Origin of the sequence: Ancylobacter sp., from assembly GCF_965249975.1 — a bacterium.
Taxonomy (GTDB): domain Bacteria; phylum Pseudomonadota; class Alphaproteobacteria; order Rhizobiales; family Xanthobacteraceae; genus Ancylobacter.
Window position 1 is genome coordinate 388,319 of sequence record NZ_CBDFNE010000015.1, and the last position, 14,093, is coordinate 402,411.

At 69.7% G+C, this 14,093-nt stretch carries 14 protein-coding genes; 8 read left to right on the plus strand and 6 right to left on the minus strand.

Annotated features, from left to right (window positions below):
• Positions 1 to 34 precede the first annotated feature (34 nt).
• On the minus strand, positions 35 to 1,135 hold the full coding sequence (hrcA, locus tag ACP2AH_RS12600; RefSeq protein ID WP_425106101.1) for a heat-inducible transcriptional repressor HrcA: 1,101 nt from the start codon (positions 1,133 to 1,135) through the stop codon (positions 35 to 37).
• Positions 1,136 to 1,347: 212 nt separating this feature from the next.
• Here hrcA and rph point away from each other — a divergent pair, with 212 nt between their 5' ends.
• The 3 genes from rph to hemW are packed head-to-tail and all read left to right on the plus strand — an operon-like array spanning position 1,348 to position 3,879.
• Positions 1,348 to 2,061, plus strand: coding sequence for a ribonuclease PH (rph, locus tag ACP2AH_RS12605; protein WP_244380326.1), 714 nt, complete (start codon positions 1,348 to 1,350; stop codon positions 2,059 to 2,061).
• The gene (rdgB, locus tag ACP2AH_RS12610; protein WP_244380322.1) at positions 2,058 to 2,711 is read left to right on the plus strand and encodes an RdgB/HAM1 family non-canonical purine NTP pyrophosphatase; all 654 of its coding nucleotides are present in this window, start codon (positions 2,058 to 2,060) and stop codon (positions 2,709 to 2,711) included. The genes rph and rdgB overlap by 4 nt, the downstream gene beginning before the upstream one ends.
• Positions 2,704 to 3,879: a radical SAM family heme chaperone HemW gene (gene hemW, locus ACP2AH_RS12615; protein WP_425106102.1), complete on the plus strand. Its 1,176-nt coding sequence runs from the start codon at positions 2,704 to 2,706 to the stop codon at positions 3,877 to 3,879. Before rdgB ends, hemW begins: the two co-directional genes overlap by 8 nt.
• A gap of 158 nt (positions 3,880 to 4,037) precedes the next feature.
• On the opposite strand, the gene ACP2AH_RS12620 is transcribed toward hemW, so the two are convergent.
• Entirely contained in the window at positions 4,038 to 5,240 is a 1,203-nt protein-coding gene (locus ACP2AH_RS12620; RefSeq protein ID WP_425106103.1) for a penicillin-binding protein activator, read from the minus strand.
• Between the two features lie 215 nt (positions 5,241 to 5,455).
• On the opposite strand from ACP2AH_RS12620, the gene rsmI reads away from it, so the two are divergent.
• From rsmI to gshB, 3 genes are all read left to right on the plus strand, one after another.
• Complete coding sequence (gene rsmI, locus ACP2AH_RS12625) at positions 5,456 to 6,379, plus strand: 16S rRNA (cytidine(1402)-2'-O)-methyltransferase (RefSeq protein WP_425106104.1); 924 nt, start codon at positions 5,456 to 5,458, stop codon at positions 6,377 to 6,379.
• Positions 6,372 to 6,776, plus strand: coding sequence for a YraN family protein (locus ACP2AH_RS12630; RefSeq protein WP_425106105.1), 405 nt, complete (start codon positions 6,372 to 6,374; stop codon positions 6,774 to 6,776). Before rsmI ends, ACP2AH_RS12630 begins: the two co-directional genes overlap by 8 nt.
• A gap of 115 nt (positions 6,777 to 6,891) precedes the next feature.
• Positions 6,892 to 7,833, plus strand: a complete 942-nt coding sequence (gene gshB / locus ACP2AH_RS12635) for a glutathione synthase (RefSeq protein WP_425106106.1) — start codon at positions 6,892 to 6,894, stop codon at positions 7,831 to 7,833.
• Between the two features lie 82 nt (positions 7,834 to 7,915).
• Here gshB and ACP2AH_RS12640 read toward each other — a convergent pair whose 3' ends face one another.
• The 4 genes from ACP2AH_RS12640 to ACP2AH_RS12655 all read right to left on the minus strand — a co-directional run bounded on the left by ACP2AH_RS12640 (position 7,916) and on the right by ACP2AH_RS12655 (position 11,798).
• Positions 7,916 to 8,200, minus strand: a complete 285-nt coding sequence (locus ACP2AH_RS12640; RefSeq protein WP_018388532.1) for a DUF1150 family protein — start codon at positions 8,198 to 8,200, stop codon at positions 7,916 to 7,918.
• A gap of 47 nt (positions 8,201 to 8,247) precedes the next feature.
• Positions 8,248 to 8,670, minus strand: a complete 423-nt coding sequence (locus ACP2AH_RS12645; RefSeq protein ID WP_307018637.1) for an Hsp20 family protein — start codon at positions 8,668 to 8,670, stop codon at positions 8,248 to 8,250.
• Positions 8,671 to 8,985: 315 nt separating this feature from the next.
• A complete protein-coding gene (locus ACP2AH_RS12650) occupies positions 8,986 to 10,032 on the minus strand; it encodes a GNAT family N-acetyltransferase (RefSeq protein WP_425106107.1) in 1,047 nt (348 codons plus the stop codon).
• A 233-nt stretch (positions 10,033 to 10,265) separates the two neighbouring features.
• Positions 10,266 to 11,798 carry a YifB family Mg chelatase-like AAA ATPase gene (locus tag ACP2AH_RS12655; RefSeq protein ID WP_425106108.1) on the minus strand — a complete coding sequence of 511 codons (1,533 nt, stop codon included), beginning with the start codon at positions 11,796 to 11,798 and terminating at the stop codon, positions 10,266 to 10,268.
• Between the two features lie 262 nt (positions 11,799 to 12,060).
• Between ACP2AH_RS12655 and ACP2AH_RS12660 the strand changes: the two genes are divergently transcribed.
• Together ACP2AH_RS12660 and ACP2AH_RS12665 are read left to right on the plus strand one after the other, a co-directional pair.
• The gene (locus tag ACP2AH_RS12660; RefSeq protein ID WP_244380283.1) at positions 12,061 to 12,534 is read left to right on the plus strand and encodes a formate dehydrogenase subunit gamma; all 474 of its coding nucleotides are present in this window, start codon (positions 12,061 to 12,063) and stop codon (positions 12,532 to 12,534) included.
• Positions 12,531 to 14,090: a formate dehydrogenase beta subunit gene (locus ACP2AH_RS12665; protein ID WP_425106109.1), complete on the plus strand. Its 1,560-nt coding sequence runs from the start codon at positions 12,531 to 12,533 to the stop codon at positions 14,088 to 14,090. The genes ACP2AH_RS12660 and ACP2AH_RS12665 overlap by 4 nt, the downstream gene beginning before the upstream one ends.
• Positions 14,091 to 14,093: the final 3 nt, after the last annotated feature.

Consider the following 14,093-nt stretch of genomic DNA (forward strand, 5'->3'; position numbering starts at 1 on the left):
GACGCCCGCCATATCGGGGCGGAAGCAGCAAAAATCAAGCCGCGTCAATCCCCGGACCGGCGAGGACGCGGCTGACGACGCGGGCGGTGAAGTCGACCATCGGCACGATGCGGGCATAGTTGAGCCGCGTCGGCCCGATGACGCCGAGCACGCCGACCACCCTGCCCTGCCCATCGCGATAGGGCGCGACGATGGTGGAGGAGCCGGACAGCGAGAACAGCTTGTTCTCCGAGCCGATGAAAATACGCAGGCCCTGCGCGTCCTCGGCCCGCCCCAGAAGGTCCACGACCTCCTGCTTGGCTTCGAGATCGTCGAACAGCAGACGCACCCGCTCCAGATCCTCGATGGCGCGCAGATCGTGCAGCAGCCGCGTCTGGCCGCGCACGATGAGCCGCCGCTCGGCCTTGTCGCCGCCCGACCAGCTGGCCATGCCGCTTTCCACCACCCGCGCCGTCACCTCGTCCAGCTCGGCGCGGCGGGCGGCGAGAGTGCGCTCCACCTCGGTGCGCAGCTCCACCAGCGTGCGCCCACGCGTCAGCGCGCTGAGGAAATTGGTCGCTTCCACCAGCGCGGAGGAAGGCAGGCCCTTGGGCAGCGGCACGAGGCGGTTCTCCACCTCGCCATCGTCGGAGACGAGGATCAGCAGCGCACGGGTGGGGTCGAGCGGCACGAACTCGATATGTTTGAGTCGCACATCGCTCTTGCCCGTGGTGACGACGCCGGCGCCGCGCGACAGGCCGGAGAGCAGGTTCGACGCTTCCGCCAGCACCCCGTCCACCGTCTGGGCGCGGGCGGCGGCGCGCACCTGCGTCTCGATCGAGTTGCGCTCATCCTCGGAGACATCGCCGATCTCCAGCAGCGCATCGACGAAGAAGCGCAGCCCCAGCTCGGTCGGCAGCCGGCCGGCGCTGGTGTGGGGGGCGAAGATCAGCCCCGCCGCTTCCAGGTCCGCCATCACATTGCGCACCGAGGCGGGCGACAGCGTCATCGGAATGAGCCGCGAAATATTGCGCGAGCCGGCGGGCTCGCCCGTGGCGAGATAGGTCTCGACGATCTGCCGGAAAATCTCGCGCGAGCGCTCGTCGAGCCGCGCCAGCGACGGCGCGGTGGCGGAGAGAAATGGGTCGAGGGGCATCGCGGGGGCCTGTCCCTTGTCTCGTCTACCCGGTCATGGGTGTCTATTATCTCGGTAATCGCCGTCCATGTACAAGGCGGCGCGTGCTGAGGCCCCGTCATCGAGCCATGACGGGCGCCCGGCGATTGCACAGGGCGGGCGCCGCCCTTACAAGGTCCGCCCACAGGGCCCGTCGCGACGGGCCCGCCGCCGCCGTTCAGGAGATCGTCCGCATGCGCCCTTCCCGCCGCCTTCCCGACGAGATGCGGGCCGTGAGCTTCGAGCGCGGCGTGCTGCGCCATGCCGAGGGCTCCTGCCTCGTGAAGTTCGGCGAGACCCATGTGCTCGTCGCCGCCACGCTGGAAGAGCGGCTGCCGCCCTGGCTGAAGGGGCAGGGGCGCGGCTGGGTGACAGCGGAATACGGCATGCTGCCGCGCGCCACCCATGACCGCACGCGCCGCGAGGCCGCTGCCGGCAAGCAATCCGGCCGTACGCAGGAAATCCAGCGCCTCATCGGCCGTTCGCTGCGCGCGGTGATGGACCTGGAGAAGCTCGGCGAGCGGCAGATCACCATCGATTGCGACGTGATCCAGGCCGATGGCGGCACCCGCACCGCTTCCGTCACCGGGGCGTGGATCGCGCTGCATGACTGTCTGAGCTGGATGAAGGCGCGCGGCATGCTCTCCACCCTGCCGCTGCGCGATCATCTCGCCGCCGTTTCCTGCGGCATCATCGACGGCGAGCCGCGGCTCGATCTCGACTATGCCGAGGATTCCGAGGCACATACGGATGTGAACTTCGTCATGACCGGCTCCGGCGGTTTCGTCGAGGTGCAGGGCACGGCGGAGAAGACGCCGTTCACCGAGGACGAGTTCAACGCCATGCTCGGCCTCGCCCGCAAGGGCGTCGCCAAGCTGGTCGATCTGCAGAAGCTGGCCGTCGCATGAGCCCCGCTGCGCACCGCCGGCTGGAAGGCCGGGTCGTCATCGCCACCCATAATCCCGGCAAGCTCGAAGAGATGCGGGGCCTGCTGGCGCCCTATGGCATCGATGCCGTGTCCGCCGGCGAACTCGGCCTGCCCGAGCCGGAAGAGACTGGCCTCACCTTTGGGGAGAATGCCCGCATCAAGGCGATCGCCGCCGCCAACGCGTCGGGCCTGCCGGCTTTCGCCGACGATTCCGGCCTGTGCGTCGACGCGCTGGGCGGCGCGCCGGGGCTCTACACCGCCCGCTGGGCCGGGCCGGAAAAGGACTTCATGGCGGCGATGACCCGCGTGGAGGAGGAGCTGCGCGATGCCGGGGCGGAACTGCCCGACCTGCGCAAGGCGCATTTCATCTCCGCCTTGTGCCTCGCCTGGCCGGACGGGCATGTCGAGGATTTCGAGGGCGTGGTGAACGGCACGCTGGTATGGCCGCCGCGCGGGCCGGCCGGCTTCGGTTATGACCCGATGTTCCAGCCCGATGGCCATGAGCGCACCTTCGGCGAGATGAGCGGCGCGGAGAAGCACGGCCTGCCGCCGCATGGGCGTGGCCTCTCGCACCGGGCGCGGGCCTTCATGACGCTGGCGCAGGCCTGCCTTGGGGCGACGTTTGACTGAGCGCGCGCCCGCGCCGCCGCCGGTGGACCCCGGCTTCGGCGTCTATGTGCATTGGCCGTTCTGCAAGGCCAAATGCCCCTATTGCGACTTCAACTCGCATGTCCGCCACGCACCGCCGGACCAGGCGCGCTTCGTGGCGGCGTTCCGTGCCGAGATCGCCCATACGCGTGAGCGTATCGGCCAGCGGCGGACCCACAGCGTGTTCTTCGGTGGCGGCACGCCGTCGCTGATGGAACCGGCGACCGTCGGTGCCATTCTCGACGCCATCCATGCGGCCTGGCCGCTCGACGCGCGCGCCGAGGTGACGCTGGAGGCCAACCCCACCAGCGTCGAGGCCGGGCGGTTCCGCGGCTATCGCGCCGCGGGCGTCAACCGCGTCTCGCTCGGCGTGCAGGCCCTGGACGACGGCGCGCTGAAGGCGCTGGGGCGCATGCACAGCGCGCAGGAGGCGCTGGGCGCGGTGGCGGTGGCGCGCGCCGCCTTCGAGCGCGTCTCCTTCGATCTCATCTATGCCCGGCCGGACCAGCGACCGGCGGACTGGGCGGCGGAGCTGCGCCGCGCCATCGACGAGGGCTGCGAGCATCTCTCGCTCTACCAGCTGACCATTGAGGAGGGCACGCCCTTCGCCGCCCTGCACCGCGCCGGCCGGCTGATCGTGCCCGAGGACGAGGTCGCGCGCGCCCTGTGGGACGTGACGCAGGATACGACGCGCGCCGCAGGCCTGCCGGCCTATGAAATCTCCAACCACGCCCGCCCAGGGGCGGAGAGCCGGCATAATCTGCTCTACTGGCGCTATGGCGAATATGCCGGCATCGGGCCCGGCGCGCATGGACGGCTCGACACGCCGGAGGGGCGGGTCGCCACCTCCACCGAGCGCGGCCCGGAGGCATGGGTGGCGAAGGTGGAGGCGCAGGGCCATGGCGTCATCGCCGACGAGACGCTGACCCGCGCCGAGCAGGCCGACGAATATCTGCTGATGGGCCTGCGGCTCATGGAGGGCATCGACCGCGCCCGCTTCGCCCGGCTGGCGGGGCGCGGCTTCGACCCCGCGCGCGTGGCGGCGCTGCTGGAAGACGGCATGATCGAGGAACTGCCGGGCGACCGCCTGCGCGCCACCGCTCTCGGCCTGCCGGTGCTCGACGCCCTCGTCGCCGATCTGGCGGCGTGAAGATGTGCGCCTAGCTCAGATGGCCGTCATCCTGAGGTGCTTGGCCAAAGGCCAAGCCTCGAAGGATGCTCGTTAGGGCAGGTCCGAAGGAACCATCCTTCGAGGCTCGCTTCGCTCGCACCTTGGGATGACGCGGTTCTCTCGTGAGAGGGTGCCCCTCACCCCTGCGCGAAGCTGCGGGGGGCGGGGCTGACGATCTGCGAGGTCCCTCCGGAAATCTGCATCACCGCCAAACCGCGCTGATTGGTGCCGTCGGCGCGGAAGCGGAAAATGCCGTCGACGCCGGAAAAGCCCGAGGGGTTCTGGATCGCCGCATCGGTAATGCCGTTCTCGCCATAGGAGTTGACGAGCGCTGCCATCAGCGACACCGCATCATGCGAGAGCGTGGTGGTGCGCACCGGCTCGCTGCCGAAGCGGGCGCGGTAGCGGGCGGCGAAGGCGCGGAAGCCGGCCGTGTCCGGCGCGGCGAAGATTCCGCCATTCATCGCGGGATTGGCGAACAGCTTGGCATCGTCCCACAGGCCGGTGCCGATGAGCTGCTTGCCGGCGAGGCTGGCGCCCGAGCCCGACAGTGCCTGCACGATCTGCGGCACGGTATCGGCAGCGTCGGGGAGGAACACGGCGTCCGCCTGCGCCATCGAGCCGGCGAGCCGGCGCGCGGCTTCTGCCGCCTGGCCCGAGGCGTAGCGTTCCAGCCCGACCACGCGCCCGCCGACCACAGGCACGGTTTCGCGGAAGGCCGCCTCGACCACCGAGCCATAGGCATTGTCCGGCACCAGCCCGACATAGGAGCGCCGGCCCTGGGAGGCGGCGTAGCGGATCACCCGTTCCACATCGGTCTGCGGCAGGAAGCTGAGGAGATAGACCCCCTGCGTCGCCACATTGGTATCGGTGGAAAAGCCGACCAGCGGCACGCCGCGCTGGCGTGCTACCTGTCCGGCGGCGGCGACGGAATGGGCGAAGAGCGGCCCGATGAGCGCGCGGGCGCCCTCGTCCAGCGCCTGGCTGGCGGCGGCCTGTGCTCCCGGCCCGGTGCCGCCATCATCCTTGACGATGAGCCTTATGCGGGCGCCGGAAAATTCCGACAGCGCCATTTCCGCGGCGTTGCGCAGCGAGATGGCCACCGCGCCGGCATTGCCGCTGGCGCCGAGCGGCAGGATGAGGCCGATGGGGGTGCCGGTGCCGAGGGCGGGATTGGCGGCCGGCGGCGCTTCCGGCAGCGGCAGCGCCGCCTGGGGCGCCCCCATATCCGGCCCGGAGGAGCAGGCGGCCAGTCCCGCCGCGCCCGCCATGAGGAGAAAGCCGCGCCGGCTCGTCCGGGCGAGGCCTGTGCGGATCGCGGCCGTATCCCTAGCGTTCATGCGGTGCGTTCGGCTCGGCTGTGCGCCTGCCACCCTGGCCGACGTCGCCCACCTTTTTAGGACGGCGGGACTCGCGCTGTCACCTTCTCCGCAGGGCCGGAGGCGCGAAAGCGTTAAATATCCACGCGTTCGGCCGTCTTTCTGCGCCAGCGCGGGCCGCGCCGGTCCGGCACGCGGCGCATGACGCGGGCCGCGCGGCTCTCTACAATGCGCGCATGACCCTTTCTCCCGCTACCTCCGCTCCGTCTGAGACCACCGCGCCGCGCAGCTTCCGCATCGGCGCGCACAGCCTGCCCGCCACGCGCCCGCAGCCCGGGCTCTACATTGTCGCCACGCCGATCGGCAATCTCGGCGACGTGACCCTGCGCGCACTGGAAACCCTTGCCGGTGCCGACCTCATCGCCTGCGAGGACACCCGCGTCACCCGTCGGCTGCTGGAACGTTACGGTATCGAAACGAAACTCGTGGCCTATCACGACCACAATGCCGAACAGGCCCGACCGCGCCTGCTCGCCCGGCTCGCGGAAGGCGGGGTGGTGGCGCAGGTGTCGGATGCCGGCACGCCGCTGGTCTCCGACCCCGGCTACAAGCTGGTGGCGGCCGCCATCGAGGCCGGGCACCGGGTGATTCCGCTGCCGGGTGCTTCCGCGAGCCTTGCCGCGCTGGTGGCCGCCGGCCTGCCGACCGACCGCTTCTTCTTCGAGGGGTTCCTGCCGGCGAAAAGCGGCGCCCGCCGCACCCGCATCAGCGAATTGAAGACGCTGCCGGCGACGCTGATCCTTTATGAGAGCGGCCCGCGCCTGCCCGACAGCCTCGCCGACCTTGCGGATGGGCTCGGCCCGCGCCCGGCGGCGGTGTGCCGGGAACTTACCAAGACCTTCGAGGAGGCACGGCGCGGCACGCTGGACGCGCTCGCCGCCCATTACGCCGAGGCCGGCCCACCCAAGGGCGAGATCGTGCTGGTGATCGGCCCGCCCTTGGCGGAGGAATCCAGCGAGGCCGATCTCGACGCCGCGCTGAAAGCGGCCTTGGCCAGCCTTTCGGTGAAGGACGCGGCGGCGGCGGTGGCGACCGCGACCGGGCTTCCGCGCCGCGCCGTCTATGCCCGTGCGCTGGCCCTGCAGGGCGGCGATGGCTGACGGCGGCGCGCCGGCGGATGCGGGGCGCGCGCGGGCGCTGCAACGCCGCCAGGCCGCCTTCACCCGAGGCATGGCGGCGGAAGCCGCCGCCGCCGCCCTGTTCGAGGCCGAAGGCTTCGTCATTCTGGACCGGCGCGCCCGCACCCCGCGCGGCGAGATTGACCTGGTGGCGCGGCGCGGCGATCTCGTCGTCTTCATCGAGGTGAAGGCCCGCGCCTGCTTACGTTTCGCAGCCGAATCGATCCTGCCGCGCCAGCGCCGGCGGATCGTCGGCGCGGCGGAAATCTATCTCGCGCGCCATCCTGAACTCGCCACTCTCGACCAGCGGCTCGACGTGGTTCTCGTCGCGCCCGGCGCGCCGCCGCTGCATCTGCCGGGCGCGTTCGAGGCGGAATGAGCGCGGGGCACGAGGCCGTGGCGCGGCGACGCGCGAGCGACTAAACAGGGAGATGAAAATGCCGCCGGGCAAGACTGCCGCCGGCCGGCTCCCTCCTGTCGCAGACGGAACTCCCATGAGCCTCAACGTCGCCGTCCAGATGGACCCGATCGACCGCATCAACATTACCGGCGATTCCGCCTTCGCCCTGATGCTGGAAGCCCAGGCGCGCGGCCACGCGCTTGCCTATTACACGCCCGACCGCATGGCGATGCGCGATGGCGAGGTGTTCGCCACCGTGCACCCGCTGGAGGTGCGCGATGTGAAGGGCGACCACTACACGCTTGGCGAGGCGCGGCGGGTGCGGCTCGACACGTTCGACGTGATCCTGATGCGGCAGGACCCGCCCTTCGACATGAGCTACATCACCGCCACGCATCTGCTGGAGCGCATTCACCCGAAGACGCTGGTGGTGAACGACCCGGCCCATGTGCGCAACGCGCCGGAGAAAATCTTCGTCACCGAATTCCCGGACCTGATGCCGCCGACGCTGATCACCCGCGACCTCAACGAGATCAAGGCGTTCCGCGACGAATTCGGCGACATCGTGATGAAGCCGCTCTATGGCCATGGCGGCGCCTCGGTGTTCCGGCTCACCCGCGACGACCTGAATTTCGGCTCGCTCTATGATCTGTTCGCCACCACCTTCCGCGAGCCCTGGGTGGTGCAGCGCTTCCTCCCCGAGGTGAAGCACGGCGACAAGCGCATCATTCTGGTCGACGGCGTGTTCGCCGGCGCGGTGAACCGGGTGCCGAGCGAGGGCGATCTGCGCTCCAACATGGTGCGCGGCGGGGCGGCGGCGGAAACCGACCTGACGCCCCGCGAACGCGAGATCTGCGAGCGGCTGGGCCCGGCGCTGCGGGCGCGTGGGCTGCTGCTTACCGGTATCGACGTGATCGACGGCCATCTCACCGAGATCAACGTCACCGCCCCCACCGGCATTCGCGCCATCAAGCGCATTGGCGGGCCGGACATCGCGGTGACGGTGTGGGACATGATCGAGGCCAAGCGCCGCTGAGGCCGGGCCGACCGGCTCAAACGAAAACGGCACCGCCCCAGGGGACGGTGCCGTCGCGTTTCAAGCCGCGGGCTTGAGCGGCTCAGTGGACGCTGAGCGTCACCAATTCGTTCTGCATCGCGTTGGCGATCGCCGCTTCCCGGCTGTCGGTCAGCATGATCGGCGTGCCGTCGGCGGCATGCAGGGTGAACAGCACGAGACCGGGCGAGAGATGGGCCTGCGGGAACATTTCCGCCGCCTCTTCCGAACGGATGGTGCGCAGATAGGCGATGTGCCCGCCGCCGAGATTGGCGAAGTCTTCCGCGGTAAGAGCGCCAGCGAGCGCCGAACCGGCGGAAGCGGGGTCGATGTGAAATTCATTGGTCATGATCGGCTACTCCTCTGCGTACAGTCGAGACCGCCTGGGGGACGTCGTCACTCATCCGTCGCAATGGTGATACGCCGGACGACGCGTTCCGGTTCCGGCCGCACCAATTCGACGCAGAGCAGGCCGTTCTTCAGTTCGGCGCCGATCACCTTCATGCCTTCGGCCAGCACGAAGACGCGCTGGAACTGGCGGGCGGCGATGCCCCGGTGAAGAAAGACCCGCCCGGGCTCTTCGCTCTGGCGGCCGCGGATGACGAGTTCCTTCTCCTCCACCGTCACATCGAGCTGCTCGCGGGTGAAGCCCGCGACGGCCAGGGTGATGCGGAGTTTTTCCGGCTGATCCGGCGTGGCCACCCGCTCGATATTGTAGGGCGGGTACCCGTCGGAACCTTTCATGACACGGTCGAGCGCCCGCTCGACCTCGTCAAAGCCGAGCAGGAAGGGGCTCGACAGCGAGGGAATACGCGACATGCTCCCAAAGTCCTCGTCTGAAGCGACTTTGTGTGATGGGACCCGGTGAAGGCATCCCGTTGGGAAGCGATATGGGCGCGTGCCGGTCACTGCGCAAGACGCCGGACATGCGTGGAGAGTCGCAGGGGGAATGCAGAAGGCGCAGCCGGCTGCGCCGGGCGATGGCCGCGCCGCGACCTCCAGCCTTCTCGCGCGCCGTGGATTCCGGTTCGCGGCAAGACAAATACGCTGGAACAAACGCTTGGAGCCTTTCGGCCGAACAGGTGTTCAGCGGGGCTTCAAGAGGGGCGAGGCGATGGGCTCTCCGTGCCGCGCTCAGGCGGCGTGGCGCTCGCCATTGACGCCGAAATGGTCGAGATAGCGCGGGTTGATCTTCTCCACCGGCAGCACGATCAGCACATCGGTGGTGCCGAACTGGCGATCGATCACCGCGCCGCGCCCGATCTGCGCGCCGAGGCGCAGATAGCCCTTGATGAGCGGCGGCAGCGCCAGCAGCGCCGCCTTGGCGTCCAGCGCCTCCACCGAAACAAGGTCCATCGGCGCGGCATGTTGCGGCAGCGCCTGCGCCGCCCATTCCGGATCGGTCGGCGCGAAATGGTGCAGGAAGGCCAGCGGACGGGCGAGTGCCTGCGGGTCGCAGCCCTCCAGGCTGGCGCAGCCGAACATCACGTCGATGCCGTGGCGGCGCACATAGGCCCAGATGCCGTGCCAGAGCAGCTCCACCGTGCGCTTGGTGCGGTAGGATGAGAGCACGCAAGAGCGGCCGAGTTCGAGGAAGCGGCGGTGCGGGTGGCGCGCCAGCAGCGGGGCGATGTCGAACTCGCTCGCCGTGTAGAAACCATTGTGCCGGTCGGCGATCTCCTGCCGCAGCAGGCGGTAGGTGCCGACGACGCGCGGCACGCGCTTGCCGCGCACCATGCGGCAGGAGTCATGGTCGAGCACGAGAAGGTGATCGCAAATGCCGTCAAAGGCGTCGACATCGCGCCGGGCGAGCCGCATGGCGGCGGCGGGGGTCGCCGACATTTCCTCGTAGAACACTTCGTAGCGCAGCCGCTGGGCGCGGCGCACATCCGCCGCCGTCACCGCGAGCCGCACTTCCAGCGTACCGATGCGCCCCAATGTCGCCGGGCCGGGCTCGCCACGGCTGCCGCGATGGCGGACGCCGGAATAGGAGCGCAAGGCCGGCATCAGGCGGGAGGGGGTGAGCGCCGCCGGCACCAGCCGCAACGGTGCCGCGCCGGGCAGGGCCGTTCGAGGGGCAAAGAAGCTGCGCAGCGCCGAGAGGCCGGGAGCGTTGAGCGGGGCGGCAAAGCGCGAGGCGGGCGGTGTCTCGACAGTCCCTTCGGCGAACAGCTGCGTCATGTCCGATCCCCCACGCTGCCTTCACTATAGCGTTTTGTGACAGGAATCACATTTCTCGGACGGTCATGTGACAGACGGGGGCCCTTAAGTCGCGCCGGGGTGGCAGAGGCCGAGCCGTCGTGTCGACGCGGCTGCGCCAGCGGGGCGGCGATGATTGCTGGCCCCGTGTCGTGACCCGCCTGGGCGGCGACACACGCCAAATGCCCCGGGCCGACCTCCGCTCGCCTTCTCCGTCAGGCGGCGGCGGCGTGGCGGTCGGCCGCGGCGCGGTAGGCCAAGGCCTCGGCCAGATGACCCCGGCCGACCGTCTGCGCTCCGGCGAGATCGGCGAGGGTGCGCGCCACCCGCAGCACCCGGTGATAGCCGCGGGCGGAGAGCCGCATCAGCTTGGCCGCGTCTGCCAGCAGCGCCGTGCCGGCGGCGTCGGGCGTGGCGATCTCTTCGAGGATCGGGCCTGTCGCCTCGGCATTGGTGAACAGGTCAGGCCGGCCGAGCGCCAGGAAGCGCTCCCGCTGGAGCACGCGCGCCTGCGCCACCCGCCGCGCCACGGCCGCGCTGGGCTCGGAGGGGCCGGGGCGCACGAGATCGACCGCCGCGACGGCCGGCACGTCGAGATGCAGGTCGACCCGGTCGAGGAACGGGCCGGAGAGGCGCGCCTGATATTCCGCCGCACAGCGCGGCCCGCGCCGGCAGCTCTGCCCCGGCTCGCCCGCGCGGCCGCAGCGGCAGGGGTTCATCGCCGCGATCAGCTGGAAGCGGGCGGGATAGGAGATGCGGTGATTGGCGCGAGCGATGACCGCCTCGCCGGTTTCCAGCGGCTGGCGCAGCGAATCGAGCACGGCGGGGGCGAATTCCGGCAATTCATCGAGGAACAGCACGCCATTATGCGCCAGCGACACCTCGCCCGGCCGCGCCCGCATCCCCCCGCCCACCATCGCCGCCATACTGGCGGAATGGTGCGGGGCGCGGAACGGGCGCCGGCTGGTCAGCGCCCCGCCCTGCAGCGTGCCGGCCACCGAGGCGACCATCGACACTTCCAGCAGCTCCGAGGGGGTGAGCGGCGGCAGCAGCGAGGGCAGGCGCTGCGCCAGCATGGACTTGCCGGCGCCGGGCGGGCCGCTGAGCAGAAGATTGTGGCGTCCGGCGGCGGCAATCTCCAGCGCCCGCCGGGCCGTTTCCTGGCCCTTCACATCGGCGAGATCGGGCAGCTGGGCGGATCCCGCCTCCAGCCGCGGCTCCGGACGGCTGAGGAGTTGGCGGCCGGCGAAGTGATTGACCAGCTGGATCAGCGAGTGCGGCGCCAGCACCGCCATGTCCGGGCTCGCCCAGGCCGCTTCCGGCCCGCAGGCTTCCGGGCAGATGAGCCCGTGGCCGCGCGCATTGGCGCCGATGGCCGCCGGCAGCACGCCGGAGACGGCGGCGATGCGCCCGTCGAGCGCGAGTTCGCCGACCACGGTGAAGCCTTCCAGCGCGTCCGGGCCGATGGCGCCGATCGCCGCCATCAAGCCGAGGGCGATCGGCAGGTCGTAATGGCTGCCTTCCTTCGGCAGGTCGGCGGGGGCGAGGTTGACGGTGATGCGGCGGGCGGGAAGCGCAAGGCCGGAGGCGGTGAGGGCGGCGCGCACCCGCTCCTTCGCTTCGGTGACCGCCTTGTCGGCCAGGCCGACGAGATTGAAGGCCGGCAGGCCCGGGCTCACCTGAACTTGAACATCGACGGGGCGGGTCTCCACCCCTTCGAACGCCACCGTCGCCACGCGCTGGACCATCGCACCCTCTCCCAGGAGATCCGGCAATGCACGTCGGGGCGCCGCCTTTCCGCACCCGCTGGTGGCAGAATACGGCCCAGGACGGGAACGTCAAGAACAATAAGGGAACAAACAAGGCGGAACATGAACAGAACGTTAAGCGCCTACCCGCCTGATTGATGATAGAGAAATTCTATCGTGGCACGGAACACCTGAATTGATTTCAGTTTCGCCGCGTACCATCCTTACCTTCGGAAAATTCTAAAAGAAGGCTACGGGAGAAATGCCGCATTACGAACCCTGGAGCGACGAGCGCGCCCGCGCGGTCATCGATGAGTTTTCTCATCTGGAAGGCCCGCTGATGCCGATGCTCCACGCGGTGCAGGAGACGTTCGGCCACGTACCCGACGCCGTCGTACCCATGCTGGCCGAGAAGCTGAACGTCTCGCGCGCCGAAGTGCACGGCGTCGTCACCTTCTATCATGACTTCCGCCACGAGCCCGCCGGCCGCCATGTGCTGAAGCTGTGCCGCGCCGAAGCCTGCCAGGCGGCGGGCGGCGACGCGCTGGCCGAACATGCCGAGCACCGGCTCGGCTGCAAGCTCGGCGAGACCACGGCCGATGGCCGCGTGACCGTTGAGCCCATCTACTGCCTCGGCCTGTGCGCGACCGCGCCCTCCGCCATGCTGGACGGCCGGATCGTTGCCCGGCTCAACGAGCGCCGGCTCGACGCCCTGATCGAGGAGGCCCAGTCGTGACCATTCGCATCTACGTTCCCAAGGATGCCTGCGCCATCGCCTGCGGCGCCGACGAGGTGGCCGAGGCGATCGCCGCCGCCGCCGTTTCGGCGCGCCAGCCGGTCGAGATCGTGCGTAACGGCTCGCGCGGCATGCTCTGGCTCGAGCCGATGATCGAGGTCGTGACCCCCGAGGGCCGCATCGCTTATGGCCCTGTCGAGGCTGGCGATGTCGAGGGCCTGTTCGCGGCCGGCTTCCTCACCGGCGGCGACCATGCGCTGCGTATCGGCAAGCCGGAGGAGCACCCCTTCCTCGCCAAGCAGACCCGGCTCACCTTCGCCCGCTGCGGCATCATCGACCCGGCTTCTTACGAGGATTACCGCGCCCATGGCGGCTATCGCGGGCTGGAGCGGGCGCTGACGCTGGGCCCGGCAGGCATCATCGAGGAAGTGAAGACCTCAGGCCTGCGCGGGCGCGGCGGCGCCGGCTTCCCGACCGCGATCAAGTGGAAGACCGTGGCCGACGCCAAGGGCGACCGCAAATACATCGTCTGCAACGCCGACGAGGGCGACAGCGGCACCTTCGCCGACCGCATGATCATGGAAGGCGACCCCTTCGAGCTGATCGAGGGCATGACCATCGCCGGCATCGCGGTGGGCGCCACCAAGGGCTATGTCTACACCCGGTCCGAATATCCCCACGCCATCTGGGCGATGGAGAAGGCGATCGAGGTGGCGCGCGCCCATGGCATGCTCGGCGTCAACATCGCCGGCTCGGCCTACAGCTTCGACATGGAAGTGCGCATGGGCGCCGGCGCCTATGTGTGCGGCGAGGAAACCGCCCTGCTCGACAGCCTGGAAGGCAAGCGCGGCACGGTGCGCGCCAAGCCGCCGCTGCCGGCGCATAAGGGCCTGTTCCAGAAGCCGACCGTCATCAACAACGTGCTCTCGCTCACCGCCGTGCCGCACATCCTGGCCGATGGCGGCGAGTTCTACGCCAATTTCGGCATGGGCCGCTCGCGCGGCACGATGCCGATCCAGATCGCCGGCAATGTGAAGTTCGGCGGCCTGTTCGAAACCGCCTTCGGCATCACGCTCGGCGAGCTGATCAACGACATTGGCGGCGGCACCGCCACCGGCAAGCCGGTGAAGGCCGCGCAGGTCGGCGGTCCGCTCGGCGCCTATGTGCCGACCTGGCAGTTCGACCTGCCCTTCGACTACGAGGCGTTCGCGGCCAAGGACGCGCTGATCGGCCATGGCGGCATCGTCGTGTTCGACGAGAGCGCGGACCTCGCCAAGATGGCGCGCTTCGCCATGGAGTTCTGCTCCGTGGAAAGCTGCGGCAAGTGCACGCCCTGCCGCATCGGCTCGACGCGCGGCGTCGAGCTGATGGACAAGATCATTGCCGGCGAGCGCGTCGAGGCCAATCTCGCCACGCTCACCGACCTCTGCCAGACGATGAAGCTTGGATCGCTTTGCGCCCTTGGTGGGTTTACCCCCTATCCGGTGCTGAGTGCGCTGAACCATTTCCCCGAGGAATTCGGCGCACCCCCGCGCCGCCTCGAAGCCGCCGAGTGAGGA

Excerpts from the sequence above, each read along its gene's own strand:
- ACP2AH_RS12630 (WP_425106105.1), top strand. The coding sequence starts at position 6,372 with ATGGCTGACGGCGGCGCGCCGGCGGATGCGGGGCGCGCGCGGGCGCTG.
- ACP2AH_RS12645 (WP_307018637.1), bottom strand. The coding sequence starts at position 8,670 with ATGTCGCGTATTCCCTCGCTGTCGAGCCCCTTCCTGCTCGGCTTTGAC.
- rsmI (WP_425106104.1), top strand. The coding sequence starts at position 5,456 with ATGACCCTTTCTCCCGCTACCTCCGCTCCGTCTGAGACCACCGCGCCG.
- ACP2AH_RS12620 (WP_425106103.1), bottom strand. The coding sequence starts at position 5,240 with ATGAACGCTAGGGATACGGCCGCGATCCGCACAGGCCTCGCCCGGACG.
- gshB (WP_425106106.1), top strand. The coding sequence starts at position 6,892 with ATGAGCCTCAACGTCGCCGTCCAGATGGACCCGATCGACCGCATCAAC.
- ACP2AH_RS12640 (WP_018388532.1), bottom strand. The coding sequence starts at position 8,200 with ATGACCAATGAATTTCACATCGACCCCGCTTCCGCCGGTTCGGCGCTC.
- ACP2AH_RS12660 (WP_244380283.1), top strand. The coding sequence starts at position 12,061 with ATGCCGCATTACGAACCCTGGAGCGACGAGCGCGCCCGCGCGGTCATC.
- rdgB (WP_244380322.1), top strand. The coding sequence starts at position 2,058 with ATGAGCCCCGCTGCGCACCGCCGGCTGGAAGGCCGGGTCGTCATCGCC.
- rph (WP_244380326.1), top strand. The coding sequence starts at position 1,348 with ATGCGCCCTTCCCGCCGCCTTCCCGACGAGATGCGGGCCGTGAGCTTC.
- hrcA (WP_425106101.1), bottom strand. The coding sequence starts at position 1,135 with ATGCCCCTCGACCCATTTCTCTCCGCCACCGCGCCGTCGCTGGCGCGG.
- ACP2AH_RS12650 (WP_425106107.1), bottom strand. The coding sequence starts at position 10,032 with ATGACGCAGCTGTTCGCCGAAGGGACTGTCGAGACACCGCCCGCCTCG.
- ACP2AH_RS12655 (WP_425106108.1), bottom strand. The coding sequence starts at position 11,798 with ATGGTCCAGCGCGTGGCGACGGTGGCGTTCGAAGGGGTGGAGACCCGC.